This window comes from Mesorhizobium sp. M7A.F.Ca.CA.004.06.1.1 (genome assembly GCF_003999135.1).
Lineage (GTDB): Bacteria > Pseudomonadota > Alphaproteobacteria > Rhizobiales > Rhizobiaceae > Mesorhizobium.
In genome coordinates this window covers 1-3,704 of record NZ_RZPQ01000594.1, presented here as the reverse complement: position 1 = coordinate 3,704, position 3,704 = coordinate 1, and the positions used below count along the sequence as shown (strand labels likewise).

General features: G+C 63.2%; 2 protein-coding genes. Both read left to right on the top strand.

The features are described from left to right. Positions 1-2,263: glycosyl hydrolase family 65 protein (locus tag EN906_RS26460; RefSeq protein ID WP_348629288.1), on the top strand; the 2,263-nt coding region annotated here is incomplete at its 5' end. A 511-nt stretch (positions 2,264-2,774) separates the two neighbouring features. Next, the coding region (locus tag EN906_RS26455) for an ABC transporter transmembrane domain-containing protein (protein ID WP_245484338.1) at positions 2,775-3,704 on the top strand (930 nt) is incomplete at its 3' end.

Genomic DNA, 3,704 nt, shown 5'->3' with positions numbered 1-3,704 from the left:
CACCTGGAGCCGAAACAGCCGCGACTACCAGTTGACGCCGTGGTCGAATGATCCGGTCTCGAACCGGCCGGGCGAGGGCCTCTATATCTACGATCAGGCCAGCGGCAAGGCATTCTCGCCGCTCGCTGCCGTGGTGCGCGATCCCACGATGACCTACGAGGCTTGGCACGGCCAGGGTTTCTCGACCTTCCGCTCGAAGCGCGGACCATTGTCGATGGATCTCACCCATGTCGTCGATCCGGTCGATCCGCTGAAGATCTCGCGGCTGCGCATCCAGAATTCCGGCTCGGTGCCGGCGCGGCTGCGTGTCTATGCCTATGCCGAATGGGTGCTCGGCGGGCACCGGTCGCGCACTGCGGCAACCATCGTCCCGTCGCGGGATGCCGCCAGCGGGGCGCTGCTGGCACAAAACCCCTACGGGCTGGATTTCGGCGAGCGCGTTGCATTCCTCGCGGCTGACGGCGGCGTTCATTCGGTGACGACAGACCGGACGGAGTTCCTGGGCCGGCATGGCTCCAGCGAGCTGCCGCAGGCGGTGCTGAGTGGTGCAGCGCTGTCTGGCCGTGTCGAGGCCGGCGACGATCCATGCGCGGCGATTGCCCGCGACGTCGAGATCCCGGCTGGCGGCGACGTGACGCTGCTCTGGCTGCTCGGTGACGCCGAGTCCGCCGAGGAGGCGAGCGCGCTGGTGCAGGAGCATAAGGTCAAGGACTTCGACCAGCGGTTGGCCGACAATGAGCGCGAATGGCGCGGCTTCCTCGACACCATCCAGGTCGAGACGCCTGACAAGGCGCTCGACGCCATGGTCAATCACTGGCTGCCCTATCAGAGCCTGGCCTGCCGCATCCGTGCCCGCTCCGCCTTCTATCAGGCCAGCGGTGCCTTCGGCTTCCGCGACCAGTTGCAGGATACGCTGGCGCTGCTGGCGCATGACCCGCAACTGGCGCGCGACCAGATCCTCAATGCGGCACGGCGGCAGTTCCCCGAAGGCGACGTGCAGCACTGGTGGCTGCCGCGCACGGGTGCTGGCGTACGCACGCTGATCTCCGATGACGTGGTCTGGCTTGCCCACGCCACGGCGCGCTATTTGCTGGTCACCGGCGATGCCACCATCCTCAAGGAGCAATTGGCGTTCATCGATGGACAGCCGCTGGGCGAGGGCGAACACGATGCCTTCTTCACCCCGGAAATCTCGAAGAAGACGGCGTCGCTCTACGACCATTGCGCGCGTGCGCTCGATCTCGCCATCAAGCGCAGCAGCCCCGCGGGCCTGCCGCTGATCCTCGGCGGCGACTGGAACGACGGCATGAACCGCGTTGGCGAGCACGGCAAGGGCGAGAGCGTCTGGCTCGGCTGGTTCCTGCTGAAGACGCTGGGCGATTTCGCCCCCGTCGCCAAGGCCGAGGGCGATGCCAAGCGAGCACAGGCCTGGGCAAAGCATGCCGATGTGCTGAAGCGGGCGCTTGAGAGCACCGCATGGGACGGCGAATGGTACCGGCGCGGCAGTTTCGACGACGGCACCCCTTTGGGGTCTCGCAACTCGCAGGAGTGCAAGATCGACTCGATCGCCCAGTCCTGGAGCGTGCTTTCGGGAGAGGGCGATCCGGCACGGTCGACCACCGCGATGGAGCAAGCAACGAAGCTGCTTGTGGACGACAAGCTGAAGATCGTCAAACTGTTCACGCCGCCCTTCTCGAAGACGGAGAAGGACCCGGGTTACATCAAGAGCTATCCGCCCGGCGTGCGCGAGAATGGCGGCCAGTACACCCATGCCGCCACATGGTTCGTCATCGCGCTCGCCGAGATGGGGCAGGTCGACGAGGCCTATCGCTGTTTCTCGATGCTGAACCCCGTCAACCATGCGACCGACGAGGCCACGGCCGAGCACTATCGTGTCGAGCCCTATGTCGTGGCGGCCGATATCTATGCCGGGGACGACACTGCCGGCAACGGCAAGGGCGGCCGTGGCGGCTGGACCTGGTACACCGGCTCTGCCGGCTGGCTCTACAGGGCTGCTGTCGAAGGCATCCTGGGCATCGAGCGGCGCGGCAAGCGTGTCCAGTTCAAGCCGAAGCTGCCGAGCCACTGGGACGGCTACTCGGCAAATCTCAAAATGCTGGGGGCGGAACTCAAGGTTCGCGTCATCCGCGACAATAAGGCCAAGGCCGTGTCGCTGGAGGTGAATGGGACAAAGGCCAAGGGTTCGGCAGTCGAACTGAAGGACGGCGAAGTTGCCGAGGTGGTCATCCGGATCCCGGCTTGATGCATGTGCTCAAAAACTATGCGCTCGGGCCTGGGATCCGGGGCGCGACTTTTGCCGCCGCGGCGGGATGAGAGGCACCGTCCCGCCTGGCGTTGCCGCCTGCCGATTGAAGGACATGCCACCGAGGAGTGCATGAAATCAAAGGCTTGAGGCGTCCGATAGGGGGCGCCACGAGCAGTGAGAGTTGGCCCTTCCTTCGCATGGAGGGGCATCATGCAGCTTTGTTTCGTTCTATACTTCACTGAAGGCGATTTCGGCCTTAGTCATCCGTCCGACATTGTTGCTGACTAAAATTGTGGCAGCACGTGCCAACTGCCATGATTTCGCCGCATGCCTGACATTTTACCTGTCTTCTCAAACCGTTAGGTGATCACGGCAGATTTCGGAACGTCGCCATCTTTTGTTCGCTCTAAGGGAACTGAAGGGGTACACGGCCATTGTTTTGCGACGTATCAACCGGTACGAATAAAATGATGCAGTGCACAATAAACAGCGTGGCGGAGTAACTGGGGTGACCCTTCTGCAAATCTACTGGCGAGCTCTCGGTTATCTGGCCGCGGACAGGAAACGCGTTGCGTTGATCTGTTCGGCCAACGTGGCTCTCGCCATCGTAGCGCTTCTCGAGCCGATTATGTTCGGTCGCGTCATCGGCGCCATCTCCGAGCGTGGCTCTGTCTTCACCACGCTGGTCATGTGGGCCGGTCTCGGCGCCTTCAACATCGTTGCTTTCGTCATGGTGGCGCGCGGCGCTGACCGTTTTGCCCATGCCCGGCGCAGCGAAGTGCTTTGCGAGTCCTTCGAGCGCGTGATCACCATGCCGCTCGCCTGGCACCATCAGCACGGCACCTCCAATGCGCTGCATACGATGCTGCGCGCCGTCGAAACCCTGTTCAGCCTTTGGCTCGAATTCATGCGCCAGCATCTGTCCACGGCTGTCGCCCTCGTACTGCTGGTTCCGACCGCGATCAGCATGGACCTGCGCATGTCGCTGGTGCTGCTTGGCCTCGGGCTGCTCTATGTCGGCATCGGCCGGATGGTCATGCGCCGCACCAAGGCGGGCCAGGCCGCGGTCGAGCGCCACTACCACAAGGTGTTCGCGCATGTGACCGACTCGGTCAGCAACGTTGCGGTGCTGCAGAGCTACAATCGCCTCGGCCACGAGGCCGATACGCTGCGCCGCTACGTTAAGAACCTGCTCGACGCGCAGAACCCTGTTCTCGACTGGTGGGCGCTGGCCAATGCCTTGCACCGTCTGTCATCGGCAATCTCGATGCTGATCGTGTTGTCGATCGGCTCCTATCTCGTCACTCGTGGTCAGTTGGGTGTCGGCGACGTCATTGCCTTCACCGGTTTTGCCACGATGCTGATCGCTCGCCTCGACCAGATGTCGGCTTTCGCAAACCAGATTTCCGAGGCCCGTGCCAAGCTCGAGGATTTCTAC